A 16,583-nucleotide genomic window follows, 5' to 3' on the forward strand; every position below is an offset into this window, starting at 1 on the left:
AGTTCCAGAAATAATCGGCCTGATGTAGGTCCAGTCGACCATTATCAGCGGTAGCGGTGGTCACCACGCCAGTCCCGACGATCACGCCAATCCCTCCGGTCGCGCCAGTCGCGACGATCGTAGTCGCGGTAGTGGCGATCGCGGTCATAGGAGCGGTAGTATACGCCTGTCGTATAGTATCCGCCGCTACGGTATCCCCGATCGTCAACACAGCCGCTCAGGATGCCGACCGAAACAAGACAGATCGCTGCAGTCAAAATTTTCATGATCTTAATCTCCCAATGACGGACCCCAACGTGCGCTGGAGTACGTAGTTCCATTGTTGAGAGAGTGACGTGTCGGCCATTAACCGGGCCTGAACGCGGTTCCACGGGTTTCCCTGCGAACAGCGAACAGGTCGTGGTTGCGCGATGGGTGACGGCGCAGGCTTCAGCGCCAATGTGGCGGGGTGCAATGGCGCTTGCCGTCTTCCCGGTTCCGCCTGCCTTCACGTGCTTATTGACTGCGATGAAGCCATTGTCGGCTCAGCAGCAGGGAACGCAACCGCACTTCAGCCGTTATCCATTCACAATAACAATGGAGGATAATATGCTAAAGGGTATTGCACTGTGGGCTATGGGCGTTCCGGTTGTGGTGATCATTCTGCTTTATATGTTTGTATTTTAAGCGGCGCCTCGCACCTATGGCCCGCAACGAAAAAAGGCGACCGCACTGCGGTCGCCTTTTTGTTTGTATCGGAAATTTTCTCAGTCCAGATCGCCGATCAGCCTTGAGGCGGTCGCCACATCGGTGCGGCGAATGTCGATCTCGTCGCGGTGTCTGGCCAGCAACTCGCTCGCCAGCAGCTTTTCGGCAAGATCGGCGGGCAGCGAGAGGATGACCCGGTCGCCCTTTTCTTCCGCCGCACCAACGCTGCGCTTGCCGGCGATCATGCCGCCCGCAACCGTGTTGTTGGTGTCGGGGTCGATCAGGATGAAGGAGCCGGTTGCCCGGTTCTGTTCATAGGCATCGAAAATTGCCGTCTCGTCGAAGGAGAGCCGCACCTTGCCGATGGCGTTCATCGGCAGCGACGTCTCATGCGCCTGCCATTCGCCTTCCTTGAGGTTCAGCTGGCTGATCGGTTGCACGCTGACGCGCTGGCGGCGGCTGCCGCTTTTCAGCCAGTAGCGTTTTCCCGCCTCGATGCCGCCCGGCTGCAAGGCCACGATCTGTGCGTCGAAGGCAAGGCCTGTCTGCGGCTGCGCCTCGATGGAGACGATCATGTCGCCGCGCGAGACATCCACCTGACGGTCGAGCACGAGGGTGACGGCATCACCCGCGACGGCGGCGTTGCGTACCAGATCGAAGGTGACGATCTGCTTGACATTGGCGACCATGCCAGAAGGCAAAACCACGACGCTATCGCCCGGCTTCACCGAACCGCCGGCAACCGTGCCCTGATAACCACGGAAGCTCTCACCGGGACGCGAGACACGCTGTACCGGCAGGCGGAAGCCGCCGGACTGCGCGGAGCGAACGGTGGCGAGCTCCAGCGTCTCCACCAGCGTCGGACCTTCATACCAGGGCATGGAGGCCTTGCCGGAGAGAACGACATTTTCGCCCTTCAGCGCCGACATCGGAATGGCGGTAATCTGCTTGATGCCGAGATCGGAGGCGAACTCGCGGAATTCGTGGGCGATCAGTTCGAAACCGGCCTTGTCGTAATTCGTCAGGTCAATTTTGTTGATCGCCAGCACGAATTGCCGGATGCCCATCAGCGCCGCAATGGTGGCGTGGCGGCGCGTCTGTTCCAGAATGCCGGTGCGCGCATCGACCAAAAGCACGGCGAGATCGGCCGTGGAAGCGCCGGTCGCCATGTTGCGGGTATATTGTTCATGGCCGGGCGTGTCGGCAACGATGAAGGCGCGCCGGTCGGTGGCGAAATAACGATAGGCGACATCGATGGTGATGCCCTGTTCGCGCTCCGCCTGAAGACCGTCGAGCAGCAACGCGAAATCGGGCAGGCCGAGATCGTTCTGCTTGCCGCTGTCGCGGTGCAGCGTGGCGGCCTGATCTTCCTTGACGGCCTTGGTGTCCCAGAGAAGACGGCCGATCAGGGTCGATTTGCCGTCATCGACGCTGCCGCAGGTAATGAGGCGCAGCGGACGCGTGTCGCGTGTCGCCTTCGAATGTTCGGCAAACGGCAGGATGGTGGCGGAAGAGGGGGGATTGATGGCAGCGGCACTCATCAGAAATACCCCTCGCGCTTCTTCTTCTCCATGGAGCCGGACTGGTCGCGGTCAATCGCGCGGCCCTGCCGCTCGGAGACGGTGGCGATTTCGAGTTCGGCAATGACCTCCTGAAGCGTCGCCGCCTCGGATCGGATCGCGCCGGTCAGCGGGAAGCAGCCGAGCGTGCGGAAGCGGATCGAGCCGTGCTTGATCTCTTCGCCTGGCAACAGTTCCAGCCGCTCGTCTTCGGCAAGGATCATCATGCCGTCACGCTCGATATAGGGGCGATCGGCGGCGTAATAGAGCGGCACCAGCGGAATGTTTTCCGCTTCGATGTAACGCCAGATGTCGACTTCGGTCCAGTTGGAAAGCGGGAAGGCACGCACGCTTTCGCCCTTGCGGACCATGCCGTTATAGATGTTCCACAGTTCCGGGCGCTGGTTGCGCGGGTCCCATTTGTGGTCGGGCGTGCGGAAGGAATAGATGCGTTCCTTGGCGCGGCTCGCCTCCTCGTCACGACGCGCACCGCCGAAGGCCGCATCGAACTGGCCGGCATCCAGCGCCTGACGCAGCGCTTCTGTTTTCATGATGTCGGTGTAAAGCGCCGATCCATGGGAGAAGGGCGTGACGTTTTCACTCGCACCGCGCGGGTTGGTGTAGGAAATGAGGTCGAGATCATATTCCTTGACGATATTGTCGCGGAATTCGATCATTTCCTTGAACTTCCAGCCGGTATTGACGTGCAACAGCGGGAAGGGAATGCGACCCGGGAAAAACGCCTTGCGCGCCAGGTGCAGCAGCACGGATGAATCCTTGCCGATGGAATAAAGCATCACAGGGTTATCGAATTCGGCGGCGACTTCGCGGAAAATATGAATAGCTTCGTTTTCAAGCGCCTTCAGATGGGGATCGAGCGGCGGCTTGGATGCGACAGTATTCTTGCTGTCCGTCTCGTGGACTGCGTTGGACATTGTGAACTCCGGGAGATGTACTGAATGATTATCGTTGCGGGATGGCGGAAACGGCGGATGTTTGCTCCGCACCGGCGACGTGAAGACCGCATTCGCGCTTCTCGTCGTTTTCCCACCACCATCGTCCGGCGCGCTCAGGCTCGCCGGGCTTGATGGCGCGCGTACACGGCTCGCAGCCGATGGAGGGGTAACCGCGCTGATGCAACGGGTTGACGGGGATGTTTTCCTTGAGCACATGCGCGCGGATAAGGTCGATATCCCAGTCAGCCAGGGGATTGATCTTGATGAGATTACGCTCGGCGTCGAATTCGGCGAAAGGCGTCGTGGCGCGATTGCCCGACTGGCCGCGACGAAGGCCGGTGATCCAGAAGGCAGCACCATCAAGCGCCTTGCCGAGCGGGATCAGCTTTCTGACATGACAGCAGGCGTGACGGGCTTCGACACTCTCATAAAAACCGTTCAGGCCGTATTTTTCGGCATAGGCGTCGATATCGTCCTGTTCGGGCCGGAAGCGACGGATTTCAATGCCGAAGCGCTCTTCGGTTTCATCGATGAGATCGACGGTTTCCTTAAACAGCCGACCCGTCTCCAACGTTACGACATCGATCGGCAGGCGATGCGTGCCGATGGCGGCGGTGATGACCTGATCCTCAATGCCGAGGCTGGTGGTGAAAACCGCCCGCCCGCCGAGGCCGGCGATAAACGAAAGCCGACCCGCCAGATCGAGCCCGGCAAGCGTGGCGTCGAAGGAAGCGGTATCGGCTAAGGCATTTGCTGAATTGATCGTCATTGTCACGTCCGGGATTTCCATGGCCGATTATTGTTGAAATCCTTATCCGCGAACAGAAATGACAGTGCTTGTGCGCTGCACTTCAGAGCAAAAATGCCTCAGGCGTGCGGGGTATGAGCAAAAGATACCCGTTCACCTTCTTCGCAGCTTGGATTTGAATTGTGACAACTTCTGCGCTAAGCCGGAATTGCCGGGTTTCCGGGCTTGTGGTCTACTGGTTTTACGATGATTTCGCAGAAGGCAAAATATGCGCTGAGGGCGCTCCTTTCGCTGGCTAAGGCCGACGGTGCCTGTCCTGTGCAGATTTCCGACATTGCCCGCGAACAGGCCATCCCCAAAAAGTTCCTCGAACAGATCCTTCTTGAAATGAAGAAGGAACGCCTGGTCGAAAGCCGGCGCGGCAAGCAGGGCGGTTATCTCTTGGCGCGCCCGGCTGCGGATATCACCTTCGGCGAGGTACTTCGCCTCATCGACGGGCCGCTTGCCCCCTTGCCCTGCCTGTCGCAGACCGCCTATCGGCGCTGCGAGGATTGTGACGGCGAAAAGCAGTGCGAGATACGCCACGTCTTTGCCCGCGTGGCCGATGCGACGCGCAACATCCTTTTCAACACCACCATCGCCGATGCGGTGGCCGGTGTCGAAGTGCCCGAGCTTTTGACGGCCTGACACTCGTCTTTTTTCACGTTTCGCTGTCGAGAGTTTGCAACGAGGGTCCTCAACCCGTCCGTCATTCCGGCCCTGAGCCGGAATCCAGCCGACGCGCGTCTGCGCGGCGAAACGACTCCTTCAGCCCAAGGACTTGGGCTGGCTGGATTCCGGCTCAGGGCCGGAATGACGGATGAGGAGATTGTAATGGTCCCCTTGCCTCGTTCCTTCAAAACGAAAAAATCGTCTAAAACCCCATAATATTTTTCGCCATCGCGGCAAAAAATCGCCAAAAAAGTGAAACGGTTTTGCATTCAGCAAAGTTTTACACGACGCTTGTTGCGCCTTTCGCTTATGCTGCGCTGTATTTGTTGCCCGGGGAAACGCTCTTGGGAAACACTTTTTCGATCGTATTCGGCCTCATTGACCAACTCTACTCAACCGGTAGAGTTAAGCCATCGCAATCAGGAGGGAATACCGATGTCCAAGCTTCTGTCCGGTTTGAGCGTTGTCGCGCTTAGCCTTTCACTGGCACTTGGCGGCGCTGGCTCGGCCGCCGCGCAGACCAAGCTGCTCAACGTGTCCTATGATCCGACCCGTGAGCTCTACAAGGATTTCAACGAAGCTTTCGCCAAGAAGTGGAAGGCCGATACCGGTGAGGACGTCACGATCCAGCAGTCGCATGGCGGCTCCGGCAAGCAGGCGCGTTCCGTCATCGATGGTCTGGAAGCGGATGTGGTGACGCTGGCGCTGCAGAGTGACATCGACGCCATCGTCCAGAATTCCGGCAAGATCAACAAGGACTGGCGCACCCGCCTGCCGCACAACTCCTCGCCCTACACCTCTACAATCGTTTTCCTGGTGCGCAAGGGTAATCCCAAGGGCATCCATAATTGGGGCGATCTGGTGAAGGGCGATATCCAGATCGTTACGCCGAACCCCAAAACCTCGGGCGGCGCCCGCTGGAACTACCTTGCCGCCTGGGCCTGGGCCAATGAAGAGTTCAAGGGCGACCAGGACAAGATCAAGGCCTATGTCGGTGATCTCTACAAGCGCGCCCCGGTTCTCGATACCGGCGCCCGCGGCTCCACGGTCACCTTCGCGCAGCGCCAGATTGGCGACGTGCTGCTGGCCTGGGAAAACGAAGCCTATCTCGCCGGTCAGGAATTCGGCGCTGACGCCTTCGATATCGTCGTGCCGCCGATCTCGATCCTTGCCGAACCGCCGGTCGCGGTGGTCGATGCGAATGTCGACGCCAAGGGCACCCGCAAGGCGGCGGAAGCCTATCTGCAATATCTCTATTCCGATGAGGGACAGAATATTGCGGCCAAGCACTTCTACCGCCCGTCCAACCCCGCCGTGGTCTCCAAGGATCTGCTGAAGCAGCTGCCCGATATCAAGCTCGTCACCATCGACGACCCGATCTTCGGTGGTTGGGCCAAGGCGCAGCCGGAACATTTCGGTGATGGCGGCATCTTCGACCAGATTTACAAGCCCGCAAAGTAAGCGGATGATGGGGTGAAACGCGATCACCCGTCCGCAGGGACAAGACAATAAGAACCTGATCGACCGGACGCCGTGCCGGTCGATACTTTATAATAAACGCCGGGGAACGCCGGCTCCCAGAGGGCATTTCCAAGAAAAGTGGACCCCGGTTTCCTGTCCTGGAAATGTACAAAAACAAAGATTATCCGGAGCCTTGATGAGCAATAATACATCCGGAAACAGGTGGAAATGGCGGCAGTCGAGCGTCATACCCGGCTTCGGCCTGACGTTTGGTTACACCGTCACCTATCTGTTTCTCATCATTCTTATTCCGCTCGGCGGCCTTGTCTGGTCCACGGCGAAACTTGGTTTTGCAGATTTCATTGCGATTGCCACGGATAGCCGAACGCTGAATGCGCTGCGCGTCAGCTTCGGCACGGCCTTCATCGCCGCTCTGGTCAACGCCGTTTTCGGCGTCATCGTCGCCTGGGTGCTGACACGTTACCGGTTTCCCGGTCGCCGTTTTGTCGATGCCATTGTCGATCTGCCCTTTGCCCTGCCAACGGCGGTCGCCGGTATCGCGCTCACCACGCTTTACGCCAATCGCGGCTGGGTCGGTTCGCTGTTCGAACCCTTCGGCATCAAGATCGCGTTTACGCCGACCGGCATCGTCATTGCGTTGATCTTCATCGGCCTGCCTTTCGTGGTTCGCACGGTGCAGCCGGTCATGGAAGAGATCGACCGGCAGGTGGAGGAGGTGGCGGCCACGCTCGGCGCCAACCGTTTCCAGACCATCACAAGAGTGCTGCTGCCGAGCCTCACGCCCGCCATCCTCACGGGTTTCGCGCTCGCCTTCGCGCGCGGCGTCGGCGAATATGGCTCAGTCATCTTCATCGCCGGCAACATTCCGTATGTCTCGGAAATCGCGCCGCTCCTCATCGTCATCAGGCTGGAGGAGTTCAATTATGCGGCCGCGACTGGCATCGCCACCATCATGCTGATCATCTCGTTTGCCATGCTGTTCCTCATCAATCTCATTCAGGCCTGGAGCCGCAAGAGGTACGGTTATGTCTGAGACCGCTTCCCGCACGTCCCCCCGGCCGTTTCGTGATCCCGCCAGCGAAAGCCTTCCCGCCCGTCTGGCGCTGATCGCCGTTGCCTTCCTGTTCCTCGCGGCCTTCCTCGTGTTGCCGCTCGTCTCAGTCTTCTTCGAAGCCTTCCGCAAGGGCGCGGATGCCTTCTGGGAAGCGATTGTGGAGCCGGATGCGTTCTCCGCCATCCGCCTCACGCTGCTTGTCGCCGCCATCTCGGTGCCGCTCAATGTGGTCTTCGGGGTTGCCGCCGCCTGGGCGATCGCCAAATTTGAGTTCAAGGGCAAAGCGTTCCTGATAACGCTCATCGACCTGCCGTTTTCGATCTCGCCGGTTATTTCCGGTCTGGTCTATGTCATCCTGTTCTCCGCCCACAGCGTGCTCGGGCCATGGCTGAAGAGTTACGGCATCGAAATCCTCTTCGCGGTGCCCGGCATCGTGCTGGCCACCATCTTCGTCACCTTTCCCTTCGTCGCGCGTGAACTGATCCCGCTGATGCAGGATCAGGGCAATGGCGACGAGGAGGCGGCGATTTCGCTCGGCGCGTCCGGCTGGCAGACCTTCTGGTATGTCACGCTGCCCAATATCAAATGGGGCCTGCTTTACGGCGTGCTGCTCTGCAACGCCCGCGCCATGGGTGAGTTCGGCGCCGTCTCTGTCGTATCAGGCCATATTCGCGGCGAGACCAACACCATGCCGCTGCATGTCGAGATACTCTATAATGAGTACAATATCGGCGCTGCCTTTGCGGTGGCGACGCTGCTGGCCGGTCTGGCGCTCGTGACGCTCGTTCTCAAAACCATTCTCGAAATACGCTTTGGCGCGGGCAACGCAGCCGGCAAGCATTGAAAGGCATCTTCATGGAAGTGAAAGTTTCCGGCATCACCAAGCAGTTCGATCGCTTTCCGGCGCTGAACGACGTGTCGCTCGACATACGCTCAGGCGAGCTGATCGCGCTGCTCGGTCCTTCCGGTTCCGGCAAGACGACGCTCTTGCGTCTGATCGCCGGCCTCGAACAGCCGACGCAGGGTCAAATCTTCTTCGGTGATGAGGATGCGTCCCACCGCACGGTGCAGGAGCGCAATGTCGGTTTCGTGTTCCAGCACTATGCGCTGTTCCGCCATATGACGGTGGCCGACAATATCGCCTTCGGCCTGAAGGTGCGCCCCTCCGCCAAGCGCCCGCCAAAGGCGGAAATCCGCAGGCGGGTGTCCGAGCTTCTCGACATGGTGCATCTCTCCGGTCTCGAAAAGCGCTACCCCACCCAGCTTTCCGGCGGCCAGCGCCAGCGCGTGGCGCTCGCCCGCGCCGTCGCCATCGAGCCGAAGGTCCTGCTTCTCGATGAACCCTTCGGCGCGCTCGACGCCAAGGTGCGCAAGGAGCTGCGCCGCTGGCTGCGCGAATTCCACGACCGTACCGGCCACACCACTGTTTTCGTCACCCACGATCAGGAAGAGGCGCTGGAACTGGCCGACCGCGTCGTTGTCATGAGCCAGGGCAAGATCGAACAGGTCGGCACGGCAGACGATGTCTACGACACGCCCAACTCCCCCTTCGTTTTCTCCTTCATCGGCGAATCCTCCAGCCTGCCGGTAACGATCCGTGACGGCCATGTGCTGTTTCAGGGTGAAAGCATCGGCATCGATGAGAGCGGCACGGGCGAGGGCGAGCTTTTCTTCCGTCCGGAAGATGTGGTGCTGACGCAGGAGAAGGACGCGCTTTACGGCAAGGTCACCACCTGTCGCCGCCTCGCGGGCACCCGTATCGCCGAAATCGACATCGCTAATAACGGCCACGAGCCCTATCACCTCGAAATCGAAGTCCCGCTCAACGCCGCCGTGGCCGTGGGCGCAGAACTGCGCTTCCGCCCGACACGGTGGAAGGTGTTCGGGAAGAAGTAGGGGACGTGACCGTAATTGACGGTCGATGATCCGCCGCTCTCCCAGTTCTCCGTCATACCGGCCTTGAGCCGATATCCAGCCAGCCCAAGTCCTTGGGCTGAAAGGCTTCCTTCTCGCCGCGCAGACTCGCGTCTGCTGGATGCCGGATCAAGCCCGGCATGACGGGAGAGAAGTTTCAAGGCAACGTAGGGCACCGAACCTGCCGCAGGGGCATCCGCACGCGCGTCGTCATCAAAGGCAAATAACCCGGAAACGGAAAAGGGCCGCCGAAGCGACCCTTCCATGAGTTTGGTCCTGTTTACAGACCCGGGACTGTTTCTCAACGTTCCGAAGGCAAGAGGTTTACGCCGAGGGTTGCCCCGTCGAAAACACACCCTTTCCATTGCCTGCACCAGAGACCGAAATCTCACTAGACATTGGATCACCTCCTTCCGATACGTTGAACATAACTAGAAGGTAGTACGATTCGTGAGTAATGCAAGAGGTTCCGCCGTCATCGGCCTCCGGCGCTTACGCCGCTTCTCCCGCCTTCACGTCGAATTCGAAGTGGATGCTGTCATAGGGAAACTCGATCCCGACCTCGCTCCTGTCGATAATGCCCGCGTGGAGCAGCGTCGTCACGTCGCGATGGACGGCCTGCACATCCCGGCCAACCCGACGTGCGACCTCACGGATCGAAAGCGGTCCCTGTCCGGCCAGAACCTTGACGATGGCAAGGCGCAGCGGCGCGAGAATGCGGTGCAGGTCCTCATAGCTGGAAAATTCGACGGATGGTTTCGCCTCCACCGGCTTTCCGGACATGGCGAGGTTTCCGGCGGCAGCGAACCGGCTTTTAATGTCGTCAACAGTGCCGAGACGTACAGTAAGTGCCGTCATGACAAAATCCTTTCCATATCCGCCTGAAAAGCATCGAACAGGGCTTCGAGCCTGGTGAATGCAATGGCGTCTTCATGCCCGTCCATATGACGATGATCGCCTTTGCCACGTTCATTGTCATAACGCAGAACACATTCCCCTCTGACCACCAGCGCCAGCCGGTATTTGAACGGATGGTCGCTTCCGGGAACAGGCTCGGGCAGGTGCCACAAGACAACCTCGAAGAAGGCCGTCTCATCGATCACTTTGCGGGTCTTTTCGATCAGGACCGCCTTCATGTTGTTATTCATGACAACCCACTCGTCTGTTGTCAATCAAAACAACGGGCCCGGTTCATGGCGTCACGACACCCGCATCACGATCTTGCCGATATGATTGCTGCTTTCCATCAGCCGGTGCGCTTCCACGACCTCATCCAGCGCAAAGACCCGGTTGATCACCGGTGCGACTTTACCGCTTTCGATGAGCGGCCAGACCAGCTCGATGAGGTCGTCGCGGATCGCTCGTTTTTCTTCGGCGGTGCGGGGCCGCATGGTGGAGCCGGTGACGGTGAGGCGTTTGACCATGATGGGCCGCAGATCGACTTTATCGGCCGTCGTGCCACCCAGAAAGGCGATGATGGAGAGGCAGCCGTCCCTGGCGAGCGCGGCGATGTTCTTTTCGAAATAGGCCGCGCCGATCATGTCGAGAACCACATCCACGCCCTTGCCGCCGGTCTCGGCCTTGATGACGGCGGCGAAATCCTCTTCGCGGTAATTGATCGCCCGTTTGGCGCCGAGCTTGACGCAGGCGTCGCATTTTTCCGCTGAGCCGGCCGTGGCATAGACCTCCGCACCAAATGCTTTGGCGAGCTGGATGGCCGTCGTGCCGATGCCGCTGGTGCCGCCGTGGATCAGCACGCTTTCGCCTTCGGTGAGGCCCGCCATCTGGAAGAGATTGGCCCAGACAGTGAAGAAGGTTTCCGGCAGCGCTGCGGCTTTGACGGCATCATAACCCTTGGGGAAGGGCAGGGACTGACTGGCCGGCACGGTGCAATATTCTGCGTAACCGCCGCCATTGGCGAGCGCGCAGATTTTATCGCCCGGCTTGAATTCGGTGACACCTTCGCCGAGAGCAACGACTTCTCCGGCAATCTCCAGGCCGAGGATCGGGCTTGCATCCTTGGGCGGCGGATAGATGCCCTGTCTCTGCGCGACATCGGGACGGTTGACGCCCGTCGCCTCGACCTTGACCAGAATCTCGCCTTTGGCGGGTTTCGGCAAAGCCATCTGCGAAAGCCGCATGACCTCCGGGCCGCCATGGGAAGGAAGGTCGATGAAGCGCATTGTTTCGGGCAGGGTCGTGGGGTCGGACATGGGCGAGGGCAACTCCCTGAGCATTGGCGTTACCTTAAGATGTAGGCCGGATGCGTCCTTTAGGGAAGGCGGCTCTTTGACGCTGCGGCGCGCTGCACGTTTTTGGACGACACGGGCTTGGAGTATGCCGCTCACCCCCTCTGTCCTGCCGGACATCTCCCCCTCAAGGGGGGAGATCGACATGCCGTGAGGTTTCGGCCGTCTCGATTTCAGAGAATGACGTGGCTGTAGCGCTTCTTGCCGATCTCCCCCCTTGAGGGGGAGATGTCCGGCAGGACAGAGGGGGGTGAGCGACGCACGCAGAGGCGAACGCATCCCAAGCCCAGAGTCTATTTCTCAATTCGTCTCGCCGAACACCCGGATGACGAGGCCGCTTTCGTTTTCCTTCGCGGCTGTCTTGACCCCGGCGATTTCGCTGCCGATGCGTTCGGGATTGGCGATGATCAGCCCTTTCGGCAGGGTGAGCACACCGATCGAGCAGCGCAGCAGGGCGAAATCCCGCTCATTGCCGCGCCGGTCGAGGCCGACCATGCGGCCTGCCTGCCGGTCCTCCGGCGAATAGAGTTCCGCCACGTCGTCATGAAAATCGCTGAGCAGGCGTTCGAGGATTTCCGTCAGTTCCTCCACCGTCCAGTCCCGCGCGCCGATGAAGAAATCGTCGCCGCCAATATGGCCGAGAAAGCAGTCGCCGGCAAAAAAGTAGCGGCGCATCAGCGCTGAAAACAGGGTAATGGCGTGGTCACCGGCGTTGAAGCCGTATTTGTCGTTGAAGGGTTTGAAATTGTCGAAGTCGCAATAGCAGAAAAACCGCGTCTCGTCGCCGTCGCCGCAGCTGTCGGCAATGAAGCCGCCAATGGCACGGTTACCGGGCAGCGCGGTCAGCGGGTTCTGGTCCTGCGCCATCTTCAGCTGTTTTTCATTGATGACCTTGATGAGCGAGGCCGCCGAGACGATGCCGGCGTAACGCATGTTCTCGGTCAGGATGATGCAGGCGCTGCCGCCCATGCTGGCGAACATGTTCATCAACTGGTCGGCATCCGCATCAAGACCGACGATCGGCGCGGGATCGACGAAATGGGAGATGGTGCGCTCATAGATCTTGTTCTTGAGCAGGTCGCGACCGAAAGGCCGGTAGATATATTCCTTGAGGTGATATTCGTTGATGACGCCGCGCGGTTCGCCATTGGCGTTGAGAACCGGAAAAAATGCCTGCTGCGGGTTTCTGCGAAACAGTTCGAAGACATTATCGACGCTGTCATGCTCATAGACGGTGGGAAGACGCTCAATTTCCCGGCGGATCAATATTTCATCCAGCGACTGGCTGCTGCGCCGCGCCACGCCCATGCGGTTGAGGTGCGGAAAGCTCTCTGGAAGCTCGCTGGTGAAGACGGTCGGCTTGGCGATCAGCCAGCCCTGCACCAGATCGACGCCATATTCGCGGCAGGTCAGAAACTCCGCTTCCGTTTCGATGCCTTCCGCAATCACCCGCACACCGAGAACATGGGCGATGTTGACGATGTTGCGAACGAGGTGCTGTTTGCGCGGAAGATGATCGACGCCACTGATGAAGTGCCGGTCGATCTTCAGGTAGTCCAGCGGATAGTCGCACAAAAGCTTCATCTCGCCGTGACCGGCGCCGAAATCATCGATCGCCAGCTTGAAGCCTTCCTTGCGCATACGGGCAATCAGCGCCGTGAATTCCGGCACGCTGGTATTGTCGAAACGTTCGGAAAGCTCAAAGCAGATGGAGGAGGCCGGAATGCCTGCCCGCGCCAGATGGCCGACGAGCTTGTCGAGAATGGCGTCGCCATGCGGGATCAGCCGCACATCGAGATTGAGGAACAGCGTGGTGGAGGAAAAGTCGGGAAGGGTGGAGAACTTTGCCAGCGCGCGGCTTGCCAGCATCTGCTCGAAAGCCTTCAGTTCGCCGTCGGCAGCAGCCTGGTCGAGAAGCGCCAGCGGATTGGAAAAACCGAGCCGGTCATGGCCGCGCATCAGCGATTCATAACCGAAAATCGTGCCCGTCGTCGCCTCGACAATCGGCTGAAACGCGGTTTCAAGTACAAGCTTCGCCATGGGAAACATGTGCCCGGAGGCAAATCGCCTTATGACATCATTCTCCATCGTGACGGCCTGCATTTCGTTCTCCGCAATTGGCCGGCTCCTTGATTGCATGGCGCGAAAATGCGCCATAAAGGGGCCGCTTCTTTTACGGCGAACAATTGCAGATGACAGGTCAACAAAAGCTTTCACGACTGTGAAGCTTTGATGAACGTTTTATCACAGCCCCCTCAATATGCGGGGTTGTCGGGCAAGCATCAGGCCCGGCGTGCGTGCCCGGTGTGAGCGGCGTAGAGTTCCGCAACATTCATGCGTTCCCGGTCCGCTTCGACAGGGGCGGCAGGGCTTGTTTCCGTGTTGTGCTGTGCAGAGGCCGCCCATAGCCGCAGCGCGGCCCTGACGACCTCGCTGCCGGATGCGTAAGCGCCGCAATTCACGGCCTCGCGCATTCTTGCTGCCTGTTCCGGGGAAATCGATACTGTTACCATTGGCATGATATCACTCCCTTCTTTAAACACTGCGATCGAACCTTTGATGTCCAGTTTGCGGACCGGGTACCGTCGTGGTCTATGGCGGGCGTTTTTATCGTTTTTCGTCTGGCGCCGCTTCCAGCGAAATTTGTATCACTTCTCATATTAGCACGAAACGCGTTTCATTCCCAATTCGCAGTATATCACGGTTTAGTTTTTCCCCTGTGAGGAGGGGAAGTGAGCGGATGCGAGCCGCGCAGCAGCGGCGGGTTCATAACGCTGCTCGGCATTGATGAGATTATCGGAACAGGGCGATGGAAAATATGATCCATCGCAAATCCGCGACATGAAATGGCGCATTTTTTATTGATTGATTGATCAATCAAGAATAATTTGCCATCCGTCAAGGAGACGATTATGCCCAAGATCGGAATGGAGCCTCTGCGCCGCAAGGCGCTTGTTGATGCGGCGCTGCGCACCATCGGCCACCATGGTTCGCTGAATGTGACGATGTCTGACATCGCCCGGGAAGCGGGCGTGTCGGCGGCCCTTGCGCATCATTATTTCGGCAGCAAGCAGCAGCTTCTTCTCGAAACCATCCGCAGCCTGCTGCGCGACCTCAGGCGCGATGCCGTCGCCGCGCTGACCCGCGCTTCCGGTCCGCGTGAAAGGCTGAGTGCCATCGTGCATGTCTCCTTCCAGAGCGATCAGTTCACGCCGGAAACGGTGGCGGCATGGCTTGCCTTTTATGTCGAGGCGCAGCGTTCGGAGGAAACCCGGCGGCTGCTGGTGATTTATTCCCGCCGCCTGCGCTCCAACCTCATGGCAAGCCTCAACCGGCTCTGCCCGCCCGATGATGCCGCACGCATTGCGGAGGGGGCGGCGGCCCTCATCGACGGGCTTTATATCAGACACAGCCTGCATTCAGCCCCGCTCGGCCTCGCTTCCGCGCCGGCGCTTGTCGAGGATTATTTCGACATGCAGCTCAAACCCTATCCCGATGGACAGCGCCCTAGGCCGTCCATCCGCGTTCTTTAAGGAGACTTTGACATGACCATTGCGACGCCGCTTAAGGCGCAGCCCAAAGCTTCGCATTTTATCGACGGCGACTATGTCGAAGACAATACCGGCACCCTTTTCGAAAGCATCTTTCCGGCCACCGGTGAGGTCATCGCAAGGCTGCATGCGGCAACCCCGGCGATTGTCGAGCGCGCCATCGCCTCGGCCAAACGCGCCCAGAAGGAATGGGCGGCGATGAGCCCCATGGCCCGTGGCCGTATCCTCAAGCGCGCCGCCGATATCATGCGTGAACGCAACGACGCGCTTTCGACGCTCGAGACGCTGGATACCGGCAAGCCCATTCAGGAAACCATCGTCGCCGACCCGACATCAGGTGCGGATGCCTTCGAATTTTTCGGCGGCATCGCACCTTCGGCACTGAACGGCGATTACATCCCGCTTGGTGGCGATTTCGCCTATACCAAACGCGTGCCGCTCGGCGTCTGCGTCGGTATCGGCGCCTGGAACTATCCGCAGCAGATCGCCTGCTGGAAGGCGGCCCCTGCGCTTGTCGCCGGCAACGCCATGGTCTTCAAACCCTCGGAAAACACCCCGCTCGGCGCCTTGAAGATTGCCGAAATCCTCATCGAGGCGGGACTGCCCAAGGGCCTGTTCAACGTCATTCAGGGTGATCGCGATACTGGCCCGTTATTGGTCAATCACCCCGATGTCGCCAAGGTCTCGCTCACCGGCTCGGTGCCGACCGGCCGCAAGGTGGCCGCCGCCGCTGCCGGGCATCTGAAGCACGTGACGATGGAACTCGGCGGCAAGTCGCCGCTGATCGTCTTCGACGATGCCGATATCGAAAGCGCGGTCGGCGGTGCGATGCTCGGGAATTTTTATTCCTCAGGGCAGGTCTGCTCCAATGGCACGCGCGTCTTCGTGCAGAAAAAGGCCAAGGACCGCTTCCTCGAAAACCTGAAGCGCCGCACCGAGGCGATGATCCTCGGCGATCCGCTCGACTATGCCACCCATCTCGGCCCGCTGGTCTCCAAAGCCCAGCAGGAGAAGGTTCTCGCCTATATCGAAAAGGGCAAGGCGGAAGGCGCAACACTCGTCACCGGTGGCGGCATTCCCAACAATGTTGCGGGTGAGGGCGCTTACGTGCAGCCGACCGTGTTTGCCGATGTGACCGACAACATGACCATTGCCCGCGAAGAAATCTTCGGCCCTGTCATGTGTGTTCTGGATTTCGACGATGAGGACGAGGTTCTCGCCCGCGCCAACGCCACGGAATTCGGGCTGGCCGGCGGCGTCTTTACCGCCGACCTTGCCCGCGCCCACCGTGTGGTGGATGGGCTGGAGGCCGGTACGCTGTGGATCAATACGTACAATCTCTGCCCGGTGGAAATCCCGTTTGGCGGCTCGAAACAATCCGGCTTCGGGCGGGAGAATTCGGCGGCGGCGCTGGAGCATTATAGCGAGTTGAAGACGGTTTATGTGAGCACGGGGAAGGTGGACGCGCCTTATTGACGGTTGGCGGGTGAGGCTTACCCCCCTCTGCCCTGCCGGGCATCTCCCCCTCAAGGGGGGAGATCGGCAGGAGGCGCTACCGCCACCTCATTCGCAAACATTGAGATGGGCGAAACCTCGCCGCAGATCGATCTCCCCCCTTGAGGGGGAGATGCCCGGCAGGGCAGAGGGGGGTGAAGCCCCACCCGCCAGCAAT

At 59.6% G+C, this 16,583-nt stretch carries 17 protein-coding genes; 8 read left to right on the top strand and 9 right to left on the bottom strand.

Annotated elements, in window-relative coordinates; all coding sequences use genetic code 11:
- Positions 1 to 44: 44 nt before the first annotated feature.
- Entirely contained in the window at positions 45 to 266 is a 222-nt protein-coding gene (locus AKG12_RS29070; RefSeq protein ID WP_080842219.1) for a hypothetical protein, read from the bottom strand.
- A 187-nt stretch (positions 267 to 453) separates the two neighbouring features.
- On the opposite strand from AKG12_RS29070, the gene AKG12_RS29075 reads away from it, so the two are divergent.
- Positions 454 to 666 carry a hypothetical protein gene (locus tag AKG12_RS29075; protein ID WP_082178658.1) on the top strand — a complete coding sequence of 71 codons (213 nt, stop codon included), beginning with the start codon at positions 454 to 456 and terminating at the stop codon, positions 664 to 666.
- Positions 667 to 746: 80 nt separating this feature from the next.
- Here the strand turns inward: AKG12_RS29075 and cysN are convergent, their stop codons facing one another.
- The 3 genes from cysN to AKG12_RS02305 are packed head-to-tail and all read right to left on the bottom strand — an operon-like array spanning position 747 to position 3,992.
- Positions 747 to 2,228, bottom strand: coding sequence for a sulfate adenylyltransferase subunit CysN (gene cysN, locus AKG12_RS02295; RefSeq protein ID WP_052817456.1), 1,482 nt, complete (start codon positions 2,226 to 2,228; stop codon positions 747 to 749).
- On the bottom strand, positions 2,228 to 3,181 hold the full coding sequence (gene cysD, locus AKG12_RS02300; protein ID WP_052817458.1) for a sulfate adenylyltransferase subunit CysD: 954 nt from the start codon (positions 3,179 to 3,181) through the stop codon (positions 2,228 to 2,230). The genes cysN and cysD overlap by 1 nt, the downstream gene beginning before the upstream one ends.
- A gap of 28 nt (positions 3,182 to 3,209) precedes the next feature.
- Positions 3,210 to 3,992 carry a phosphoadenylyl-sulfate reductase gene (locus AKG12_RS02305; RefSeq protein ID WP_197283290.1) on the bottom strand — a complete coding sequence of 261 codons (783 nt, stop codon included), beginning with the start codon at positions 3,990 to 3,992 and terminating at the stop codon, positions 3,210 to 3,212.
- A 204-nt stretch (positions 3,993 to 4,196) separates the two neighbouring features.
- On the opposite strand from AKG12_RS02305, the gene AKG12_RS02310 reads away from it, so the two are divergent.
- From AKG12_RS02310 to AKG12_RS02330, 5 genes are all read left to right on the top strand, one after another.
- Positions 4,197 to 4,637, top strand: coding sequence for an RrF2 family transcriptional regulator (locus AKG12_RS02310; RefSeq protein WP_003520468.1), 441 nt, complete (start codon positions 4,197 to 4,199; stop codon positions 4,635 to 4,637).
- Between the two features lie 459 nt (positions 4,638 to 5,096).
- Complete coding sequence (locus AKG12_RS02315) at positions 5,097 to 6,122, top strand: sulfate ABC transporter substrate-binding protein (RefSeq protein WP_046798547.1); 1,026 nt, start codon at positions 5,097 to 5,099, stop codon at positions 6,120 to 6,122.
- Positions 6,123 to 6,318: 196 nt separating this feature from the next.
- Positions 6,319 to 7,176, top strand: a complete 858-nt coding sequence (gene cysT, locus AKG12_RS02320) for a sulfate ABC transporter permease subunit CysT (protein WP_010971172.1) — start codon at positions 6,319 to 6,321, stop codon at positions 7,174 to 7,176.
- On the top strand, positions 7,169 to 8,041 hold the full coding sequence (gene cysW, locus AKG12_RS02325; protein ID WP_052817460.1) for a sulfate ABC transporter permease subunit CysW: 873 nt from the start codon (positions 7,169 to 7,171) through the stop codon (positions 8,039 to 8,041). The genes cysT and cysW overlap by 8 nt, the downstream gene beginning before the upstream one ends.
- 11 nt (positions 8,042 to 8,052) lie before the next feature.
- Positions 8,053 to 9,093: a sulfate/molybdate ABC transporter ATP-binding protein gene (locus AKG12_RS02330; RefSeq protein ID WP_052817875.1), complete on the top strand. Its 1,041-nt coding sequence runs from the start codon at positions 8,053 to 8,055 to the stop codon at positions 9,091 to 9,093.
- Positions 9,094 to 9,603: 510 nt separating this feature from the next.
- Here the strand turns inward: AKG12_RS02330 and AKG12_RS02335 are convergent.
- From AKG12_RS02335 to AKG12_RS02355, 5 genes are all read right to left on the bottom strand, one after another.
- A complete protein-coding gene (locus tag AKG12_RS02335; RefSeq protein WP_052817461.1) occupies positions 9,604 to 9,969 on the bottom strand; it encodes an HVO_A0114 family putative DNA-binding protein in 366 nt (121 codons plus the stop codon).
- Complete coding sequence (locus AKG12_RS02340) at positions 9,966 to 10,247, bottom strand: toxin-antitoxin system TumE family protein (RefSeq protein WP_052817463.1); 282 nt, start codon at positions 10,245 to 10,247, stop codon at positions 9,966 to 9,968. The genes AKG12_RS02335 and AKG12_RS02340 overlap by 4 nt, the downstream gene beginning before the upstream one ends.
- A 63-nt stretch (positions 10,248 to 10,310) precedes the next feature.
- A complete protein-coding gene (locus AKG12_RS02345; protein ID WP_052817465.1) occupies positions 10,311 to 11,324 on the bottom strand; it encodes an NAD(P)H-quinone oxidoreductase in 1,014 nt (337 codons plus the stop codon).
- A gap of 336 nt (positions 11,325 to 11,660) precedes the next feature.
- Positions 11,661 to 13,463 carry a GGDEF domain-containing protein gene (locus AKG12_RS02350; protein WP_052817468.1) on the bottom strand — a complete coding sequence of 601 codons (1,803 nt, stop codon included), beginning with the start codon at positions 13,461 to 13,463 and terminating at the stop codon, positions 11,661 to 11,663.
- Positions 13,464 to 13,642: 179 nt separating this feature from the next.
- On the bottom strand, positions 13,643 to 13,879 hold the full coding sequence (locus AKG12_RS02355; protein WP_046798932.1) for a ribbon-helix-helix domain-containing protein: 237 nt from the start codon (positions 13,877 to 13,879) through the stop codon (positions 13,643 to 13,645).
- Positions 13,880 to 14,272: 393 nt separating this feature from the next.
- Here AKG12_RS02355 and betI point away from each other — a divergent pair, with 393 nt between their 5' ends.
- Together betI and betB are read left to right on the top strand one after the other, a co-directional pair.
- Complete coding sequence (betI, locus tag AKG12_RS02360) at positions 14,273 to 14,893, top strand: transcriptional regulator BetI (protein ID WP_046798552.1); 621 nt, start codon at positions 14,273 to 14,275, stop codon at positions 14,891 to 14,893.
- 12 nt (positions 14,894 to 14,905) lie between these two features.
- Positions 14,906 to 16,387, top strand: a complete 1,482-nt coding sequence (gene betB, locus AKG12_RS02365; protein WP_052817470.1) for a betaine-aldehyde dehydrogenase — start codon at positions 14,906 to 14,908, stop codon at positions 16,385 to 16,387.
- Positions 16,388 to 16,583: the final 196 nt, after the last annotated feature.

The organism is Agrobacterium sp. SUL3 (genome assembly GCF_001263295.1).
Lineage (GTDB): Bacteria > Pseudomonadota > Alphaproteobacteria > Rhizobiales > Rhizobiaceae > Agrobacterium > Agrobacterium tomkonis.

Excerpts from the sequence above, each read along its gene's own strand:
- cysN (WP_052817456.1), bottom strand. The coding sequence starts at position 2,228 with ATGAGTGCCGCTGCCATCAATCCCCCCTCTTCCGCCACCATCCTGCCG.
- AKG12_RS02335 (WP_052817461.1), bottom strand. The coding sequence starts at position 9,969 with ATGACGGCACTTACTGTACGTCTCGGCACTGTTGACGACATTAAAAGC.
- AKG12_RS02330 (WP_052817875.1), top strand. The coding sequence starts at position 8,053 with ATGGAAGTGAAAGTTTCCGGCATCACCAAGCAGTTCGATCGCTTTCCG.
- betI (WP_046798552.1), top strand. The coding sequence starts at position 14,273 with ATGCCCAAGATCGGAATGGAGCCTCTGCGCCGCAAGGCGCTTGTTGAT.
- cysD (WP_052817458.1), bottom strand. The coding sequence starts at position 3,181 with ATGTCCAACGCAGTCCACGAGACGGACAGCAAGAATACTGTCGCATCC.
- AKG12_RS02315 (WP_046798547.1), top strand. The coding sequence starts at position 5,097 with ATGTCCAAGCTTCTGTCCGGTTTGAGCGTTGTCGCGCTTAGCCTTTCA.
- AKG12_RS02350 (WP_052817468.1), bottom strand. The coding sequence starts at position 13,463 with ATGCAGGCCGTCACGATGGAGAATGATGTCATAAGGCGATTTGCCTCC.
- AKG12_RS02305 (WP_197283290.1), bottom strand. The coding sequence starts at position 3,992 with ATGGAAATCCCGGACGTGACAATGACGATCAATTCAGCAAATGCCTTA.
- AKG12_RS29075 (WP_082178658.1), top strand. The coding sequence starts at position 454 with ATGGCGCTTGCCGTCTTCCCGGTTCCGCCTGCCTTCACGTGCTTATTG.
- cysT (WP_010971172.1), top strand. The coding sequence starts at position 6,319 with ATGAGCAATAATACATCCGGAAACAGGTGGAAATGGCGGCAGTCGAGC.
- AKG12_RS02345 (WP_052817465.1), bottom strand. The coding sequence starts at position 11,324 with ATGTCCGACCCCACGACCCTGCCCGAAACAATGCGCTTCATCGACCTT.
- AKG12_RS02310 (WP_003520468.1), top strand. The coding sequence starts at position 4,197 with ATGATTTCGCAGAAGGCAAAATATGCGCTGAGGGCGCTCCTTTCGCTG.
- AKG12_RS02340 (WP_052817463.1), bottom strand. The coding sequence starts at position 10,247 with ATGAAGGCGGTCCTGATCGAAAAGACCCGCAAAGTGATCGATGAGACG.
- cysW (WP_052817460.1), top strand. The coding sequence starts at position 7,169 with ATGTCTGAGACCGCTTCCCGCACGTCCCCCCGGCCGTTTCGTGATCCC.
- AKG12_RS29070 (WP_080842219.1), bottom strand. The coding sequence starts at position 266 with ATGAAAATTTTGACTGCAGCGATCTGTCTTGTTTCGGTCGGCATCCTG.
- AKG12_RS02355 (WP_046798932.1), bottom strand. The coding sequence starts at position 13,879 with ATGCCAATGGTAACAGTATCGATTTCCCCGGAACAGGCAGCAAGAATG.
- betB (WP_052817470.1), top strand. The coding sequence starts at position 14,906 with ATGACCATTGCGACGCCGCTTAAGGCGCAGCCCAAAGCTTCGCATTTT.